This window comes from Paracidovorax anthurii, from assembly GCF_003269065.1.
Taxonomy (GTDB): Bacteria; Pseudomonadota; Gammaproteobacteria; order Burkholderiales; family Burkholderiaceae_C; genus Paracidovorax; species Paracidovorax anthurii.
In genome coordinates, this window is sequence record NZ_QLTA01000033.1 from 55,939 (window position 1) to 62,864 (window position 6,926).

Consider the following 6,926-nt stretch of genomic DNA (forward strand, 5'->3'; position numbering starts at 1 on the left):
CGGGCAGGGCGCTACAGCACCACGAACAGCAGCCACACCGCCACGGGGGCGATGAGCGTGACGGCGGCGCCATAGACCATGAGCTGGCGGAAGAACACGTCGCGGTCGATGCCGCGCGCATTGGCCAGCACCAGCGCGCCGTTGGTCGAGAAGGGGCTCACGTCGACGATGGTGGAGGACACGGCCATGGCCGCGATGAAGCCGACCGCCCCCACGCCGCCGTCGCCCTGCAGGAAGGGCACGGCCAGCGGGATCAGCGAGCCCAGCACGGCGGTGGACGAGGCGAAGGCCGACACCACGGCGCCCACGAAGCACAGCAGCAGCGCGGCCATCAGCGGCGAGGTGAGCCCCGCGACGCTGTGGCCCACGAAGTCGATGGTGCCCATCTTCTCCATCACGCCCACGTAGGTGCTCACGCCCACGATGAGCATGATCTCGGGCCACGACACCTGGCCCAGCGCGCGTTTCTGCAACTGGGGCGCCATGAGCGTGAGCAGCAGGCCGATGGTGATCGAGACGAAGCCGATGTCCTGCCGGAAGAACAGCGTGAGCACGGCCAGCGTGAGCAGCCCGAGCACGGTGGCGGCCTGGTACCAGCGCGCGCCCTGCGCCCCGGGGGCGGCGGGGGCCGCGTCCATCAGCGAATCGCCGGCGCCGCCCGGCCGGGCGGCGGTGCGGCGCTCCTCGCTCAGCGATTCGCCCTCGGCATCGCCATAGGCCTGGGCGCCGCCCTGGCCGTGGGCCACCGGATGCAGCCCGAACGCCGCGTCCGCGCCCTCCGCGCCGGCCCGCTGCCGCATCAGCCGCATGCCGCCCATCAGGCAGAACAGCAGCAGCGCCACGGCCAGGTTCACCGCGAAGCTCGCCGCCATCGTGGCGACCTCGTTGAGCGGCAGGCCGGCCTTGGCCACGATCTTGTTCGTGATGCCGCCGTAGATGCTGATGGGCGAGAAGCCGCCGCCTTGCGCGCCGTGGATCACCATCAGGCCCATGAGCAGCGGGTTGATGCGGTAGCGCGCCGCGAAGCCCAGCGCGATGGGCGCGATGATGGCCACGGCCGCCGGGCTCACGGCACCCACCGACGTGAGCGCCGCGGCGATGAGGAACATGATCCACGGAATGGCCGCGATGCGCCCGCGCACCGCGCGCACCGCCAGCCGCACCAGCCAGTCGATGGTGCCGTTGTTCTGTGCCAGCGCGAACAGGTAGGTGATGCCCACCAGCGTGAGGAACAGGTCGGCCGGAAAGCCGCCCAGGATGGCCTTGGCGTTCATGCCGGCCGCCAGCGTGCCCACGAGGAATGCACCGACGAACGCGATCACGCCCATGTTGATGGGCAGCACCGTGGCGACGACGAACATGCCTGCGAGCACGCAAATGGATACCCAGTGGGAAGTCATGGAACCTTGTCTCCTGCCGTGGTGGGTGCGCCGTTTCGCGGCGCCCCGTTTGTTGTGGTGGAGACGATAGGGGGCCGCCCCGGGCCGATCAATGCCAGGGGGCGCGCGATCCTTCCGCTGGCCGAAACGATCCGGGCGCGGGTCAGGCCAGCGCGGCCTTGGTGCCGCGGCACACGGCCAGCAGGGCCAGCAGGTTCGGGTCGCGCTCGCGGGTGCGCAGGAAGTGCAGGGCGATGGCCTGGCGCATGCGGTAGCGCGGCTGCAGCGGTATGAGCTTCACGTGGGGCGGCAGGGCGCCGCGCACCCGTCCGGGCAGCAGGGTGCAGCCCACGCCGCCGCCCACCAGGTTCATCAGCGAGAAGATGTCCCCGGTCTGCATCACCACGTCGGGCGTGAAGCCGGCCATGCGGAAGGTTTCCATGAAACCCTGGTAGGTGGCGAAGCCCTCGGTGAGGCTCACGAAGCGCTCGCTGCGGCAAGCCGCCAGATCGACGGGCTCGCCGGGCGGGTAGGGCGAGTCCACGGGCGCGGCGAAGAGGATGTCGTCTTCGAACAGCGGCTCGGACTCGACGTCCGGCGCATCGCCGGGGGCGGCCATCAGCGCGGCGTCGATGGCACCCTCGCGCAGCTTGCGCAGCAGGTCGGCGTTGGAGCCCAGCACCAGCTCGGTCTGGATCTCGGGCAGGCGGGTCTGGATGCCCACCACGATGGCCGGGACCGCGCGGCTGGTCAGCGAATAGAGCGAGCCGATGCGCAGCCGGTCGGAGGCATAGCCGGCCACGGCCCGCGTGGCGCGGATGCCCCGCTCCAGCGTGGCCAGCAGTTCGCGCGCCACCTCGGCCAGGTGGTGCGCGGCATCCGTGGGGTGCAGGTTGCGCCCCTCGTGGCGAAAGAGCCGGCAGCGCAGCGCGTCCTCCAGCGAATGCAGTGCGCGGTGCACGCTGACCGCGCTGATGTCCAGGCCCTCCGCGGCGCGCGCCAGGTTGCCGGTCTCCAGGAAGGCCAGCAGGATGTGCAGCTTGCGCAGCGTGATTTCGTCATCGGGGCGTTGGGGCAGGGCCATGCGGGGGCTCGATCGGAATCCAGACGGCGCGATTGCAGCACAGTATCGCGGCGCTGCCGCCGGGGCCGCCGGCGGCCCTGGCGCTGCGGGTCAGGCGCTGCCGGCCGGCGGCCCGGAGCCCTCGCCGGCGGGGGGCACGTCTACCGGGGCGGCCGCGCGTTCCTGCCGCTCCTTGGCCATCTGCTCCACCAGCTGCTGGCGGCCCTGCTTGGCCACGGCGATCATCTTGGCGCGGTCCTTGTGGTGCGGGTACATGCGGTCGACCAGGGCGATGTTGTGCGCGCGGAAGCGGTCGGCGAGCGCCCCGGCCTCGGCGGCGGGCAGGCCCATCACCTCCAGCACGGTGCGCGCGGTCTTGAGGCTGGACTCGAATACCTCGCGCTCCACGCGCGTCACGCCCAGGTCGCGCAGGGCGTTCCAGTGCGTCACGTCGCGCGCGCGGGCCACGATCTCCAGCTGCGGGAAATGCTTGCGCGCGGTTTTCACGATCTTGAGCGACTGCTCGGTGTCGTCCACCGCCACCACCAGCACGCGCGCCTGTCCGGCGCCCGCGATGCGCAGCAGGTCGAGCCGCGTGGCATCGCCGTAGAACACGCGGTAGCCGAAGGTGTGGGCCACCTCCAGCATCTCCACGCTGTGGTCCAGCACGGTGGCCGGCACGCCCTGGGCCAGCATCATGCGCGCCACGATCTGCCCGTAGCGGCCGAAGCCCGCGATGATGACCGGCGCTTCCTGCGGCTCGGTGATCTCCTGGGCGGCGGGCGGGGACCGGCCGTCCAGCCGCGCGTAGCGGCGCAGCAGGGCACGGTCGAGCACCGCGAGCAGCAGCGGGCCGAGCAGCATCGACAGCGCCACCGCGCCGATGAGCAGCGAGGCGGTCTCGCCCGGGATGGCGCCTGCCGTCGCGCCGGCCTGGAACACCACGAACGCGAATTCGCCGCCCTGCGCGAGCAGCAGCGTGAACACGGGCCGTTCCTGGTAGGGCATGCGCGTGGCGCGCGCCAGCGCGTAGATGACCGCCGCCTTGACCGCGAGGAAGCCGACGAGCAGCGCCAGCATGGTCCACGGCGAGCGCAGCAGCGCGCCGAAGTCGATGCTCATGCCCACGGCCATGAAGAACAGGCCCAGCAGCAGGCCCTTGAAGGGCTCCAGGTCGGTCTCCAGCTCGCGGCGGTATTCGCTCTCGGCCAGCAGTACGCCGGCCAGGAAGGCGCCCAGCGCCATCGACAGCCCCACGGCCAGCATCAGCATGGCGGTGGCCACCACCAGCAGCAGCGCGGCGGCGGTGAAGATCTCCGGTGTGCGGCTGCGGGCGATCCAGCGCAGCAGCGGCCGCAGCAGCAGGCGCCCGCCCAGCACGATGCCGCCCACCACGCCGACGATCTTGGCGGCCTCCAGCGCCAGCCCGCTGGCCGAATGCGGCTGGGCCGTGCCCGCGGCCCCCTCGGCACCTGCGGCCAGCAACGGCAGCAGCGCGAGGATCGGGATCGCGGCCACGTCCTGGAAAAGCAGGATCGAGAACGCCTTCTGCCCGCCGTCGGTGCGCAGCAGGTTGCGCTCGCCCAGCACCTGCAGCGCGATCGCCGTGGAGGAGAGCGCCAGCCCCAGCGCCCCCACCAGCGCGATGCGCCACGGCAGGCCGCAGGCCCAGGCTACCGCCCACAGCAGGGCCGCGCAGCCCAGCACCTGGGCGCTGCCCAGCCCGAAGATCGGGCGGCGCAGGCTCCAGAGCCGGCTGGGCTGCAACTCCAGCCCCACGAGGAACAGCATCAGCACCACGCCGAACTCCGCGAAGTGCAGGATGTCCTGCACGTTGCTCACGAGTCCCCAGCCCCAGGGGCCGATCGCGATGCCCGCCGCGAGGTAGCCGATGATCGCGCCCAGCCCGAGCGCCCGCGCGATGGGCACCGCCAGCACGGCGGCGCCGAGGTAGAGGAATCCGTAGGTGAGCCAGGAAGGGGCGTGGGCCATGGGCGCGACAGCGGGCGTGGAGGCGATAGAGGTGATGGGGCAGGGGATGGGCCCGGCGCGCGGGCGGTGCGTGGCCGATTGTGCACCGTTAAGATCGGTCCACTGCCCCGCCGCGCGCCAGCGCGGGGCCGGCCCTTCCCTTTCGTTTTTTTCCACCGCATCCCATGGACCTGCACACCTGGCTCGCCTTCCTGGCCGCCGCCTGCCTCATCGCCCTCTCGCCCGGCTCGGGCGCCGTGCTGTCCATGAGCCACGGGCTCTCCTATGGCGTGCGCCGCACGGGCGCCACCATCCTCGGGCTGCAACTGGGCCTGCTGCTCGTGCTGGTGATCGCGGGGGCGGGCGTGGGCTCGCTGCTGCTGGCCTCCGAGGCCGCGTTCAGCGCCGTGAAGGTGCTGGGCGCCTGCTACCTCATCTATCTCGGTTTCACCCAGTGGCGCGCGGGCGGCGCCTCGCCGCTGCAGGAGGGCGCCAGCGCTCCGGCCGGCTCCTGGCGCAAGCGCTGCGCCACGGGCTTCCTCACCAACGCCACCAACCCGAAGGGGATCATCTTCATGGTGGCCGTGCTGCCGCAGTTCATCACCGAGTCCCGGCCCCTGTGGACGCAGCTGCTGGTGATGGGCGCCACCATGGTGGCGGTGGACCTCACGGTGATGCACGGCTATGCCGCCGGCGCGAGCGCGCTGCGGCGCCTGCTCAGGAGTCAGCGTGCCGTGCGCAACCAGAACCGCCTGTTCGGCGGCCTGCTCATGGCCGTGGGCGCGGGACTGTTCTTCGTCAAGCGCGGCGGCCAGCACGCCTGAGATTGCTATATTTTTAATAGCTGACTATGTAGATTCGACGGCGACATGGAAGGGATTTGACGTAAAGTTGTATTCCCGGGCGGCGCGGCGCTACCATCGGCACCCATCCCTGAACGAGTTCCGTAACCGAGGAGTCGCACATGCCCGTGATCGCAGTGGCCAACCCCAAGGGGGGCGTCGGCAAGTCCACCCTCGCCATGAACGTGGCCGGCTATTTCGCGAGCCAGGGCCGCACGGTGGCGCTGGGAGACCTGGACCCCCAGCAGTCCTCGCGGCTGTGGCGCAGCCTGCGGCCGGCGGCCGCGCGGCCGATCGCCGACTGGGACACGCCCGCTGGCGGGGCGCCGCGCCCGCCGCGCGATGCCACCCATGCCGTGCTCGACACCCCGGCGGGCCTGCACGGCGCGCCCCTCAAGGAGGTGCTCAAGCTGGCCGACAAGGTGCTCGTGCCGCTGCAGCCCAGCGTGTTCGACATCTTCGCCACGCGCAGCTTCCTCGACGAACTGGCCGCCCACCGGCAGGCGGCGCACACGCGCATCGGCATCGTCGGCATGCGCGTGGACTCCCGCACCATCGCGGCCGACAAGCTGCAGGAATTCGTCGAGGGCCTGGGCCTGCCCGTGCTCGGCATGCTGCGCGACACGCAGAACTACATCCACCTGGCCGCGCAGGGCCTGTCGCTGTTCGACGTGGCGCCCGGCCGCGTCGCGCGCGACCTGGAGCAGTGGCAACCCATCTGCGAGTGGCTGGGCCAGGACTGATGCGGCCCGGCCGCGCCGGCTGTCGCCTGCGGGGCAATCCGCCGCGCGCTGCACGCACTACAGTGCGCAGCATGACAAAAAGCCCCAACGCTCCCTCGCCGCGCATGGCCTCACCCCAGGGGCGCGCTTTTCATCCCGGGGTGCGCTGGCAATGAAAAAGACCTTCCAGTCGTATTCCGAACTGGCCGCCTGCGTTGGCAGCGAGGTGGCCGTCACCGAATGGATCACCGTCACGCAGGAGCAGGTGAACCAGTTCGCCGAGGCCACGGGCGACCGACAGTGGATCCACGTCGATCCCGAGCGCGCGGCGCAGGGGCCGTTCGGCGCGCCGATCGCGCACGGCTTCCTCACCCTCTCGCTGCTGCCGCGCTTCTTCGAATCGGCCTTCGCCATCGAGGGCGCGCGCATGGGCGTCAACTACGGCCTCAACCGCGTGCGCTTCATGTCCCCCGTGCCGGTGGGCAGCCGGCTGCGCGCGCGGCTCGCACTGCTGGCCTGCGAGCCGGCCGCGCCCGACGGCGTGCAGATGACCTGGCAGGCCACCATCGAGCGCGAGGGCGCCGACAAGCCCGCCTGCGTGGCCGAATCGCTCACCCGCAGCTACGGCGCGGCGCCCTGAGCCGGCCCGGCGATGAAAAAAAGCCCGCCAGGGCAATGCCAGTCAGTTAACAGCTGACTGGCATTTTTTCGTTGGGAACTTGTGCGCTCTGTTTTTGACCTCGCGCGGGTAGGTTCGCTCAGGTCGCCGTGGCGGTAGGACGAAGTAGTGGGCCTGTTGCAGCAACTGATCCAGCCGTTGGGGCAGCGTGCCCGGTGTGGCGAGGCTGGCCGAGTTGAGCAGACCGACGATGGCATGCTGGGCCGTATGGAAGCTGATGCGCACAGGCTGCACGCCCGCGTGCTCAGCCATCTTACGCATCCATCGGCG

The 6,926-nt window shown here is 71.1% G+C and carries 6 protein-coding genes and 1 pseudogene; 3 read left to right on the forward strand and 4 right to left on the reverse strand.

Annotated elements, in window-relative coordinates:
• Nucleotides 1–11: 11 nt before the first annotated feature.
• The 3 genes from AX018_RS15810 to kefC all read right to left on the reverse strand — a co-directional run bounded on the left by AX018_RS15810 (nt 12) and on the right by kefC (nt 4,434).
• A complete protein-coding gene (locus tag AX018_RS15810; protein ID WP_111878984.1) occupies nt 12–1,400 on the reverse strand; it encodes an SLC13 family permease in 1,389 nt (462 codons plus the stop codon).
• Between the two features lie 142 nt (nt 1,401–1,542).
• Nucleotides 1,543–2,463: a LysR family transcriptional regulator gene (locus AX018_RS15815; protein WP_111878986.1), complete on the reverse strand. Its 921-nt coding sequence runs from the start codon at nt 2,461–2,463 to the stop codon at nt 1,543–1,545.
• Between the two features lie 90 nt (nt 2,464–2,553).
• On the reverse strand, nt 2,554–4,434 hold the full coding sequence (kefC, locus tag AX018_RS15820; protein WP_111878988.1) for a glutathione-regulated potassium-efflux system protein KefC: 1,881 nt from the start codon (nt 4,432–4,434) through the stop codon (nt 2,554–2,556).
• Between the two features lie 164 nt (nt 4,435–4,598).
• On the opposite strand from kefC, the gene AX018_RS15825 reads away from it, so the two are divergent.
• From AX018_RS15825 to AX018_RS15835, 3 genes are all read left to right on the forward strand, one after another.
• Entirely contained in the window at nt 4,599–5,237 is a 639-nt protein-coding gene (locus AX018_RS15825; protein WP_111878990.1) for a LysE family transporter, read from the forward strand.
• Nucleotides 5,238–5,377: 140 nt separating this feature from the next.
• A complete protein-coding gene (locus tag AX018_RS15830; protein ID WP_111878992.1) occupies nt 5,378–5,998 on the forward strand; it encodes a nucleotide-binding protein in 621 nt (206 codons plus the stop codon).
• 151 nt (nt 5,999–6,149) lie between these two features.
• Nucleotides 6,150–6,617, forward strand: coding sequence for a MaoC family dehydratase (locus AX018_RS15835; protein WP_111878995.1), 468 nt, complete (start codon nt 6,150–6,152; stop codon nt 6,615–6,617).
• Between the two features lie 42 nt (nt 6,618–6,659).
• On the opposite strand, the pseudogene AX018_RS24880 reads toward AX018_RS15835, so the two are convergent.
• Nucleotides 6,660–6,926, reverse strand: a pseudogene (locus AX018_RS24880) (IS4 family transposase); the annotation flags it as partial.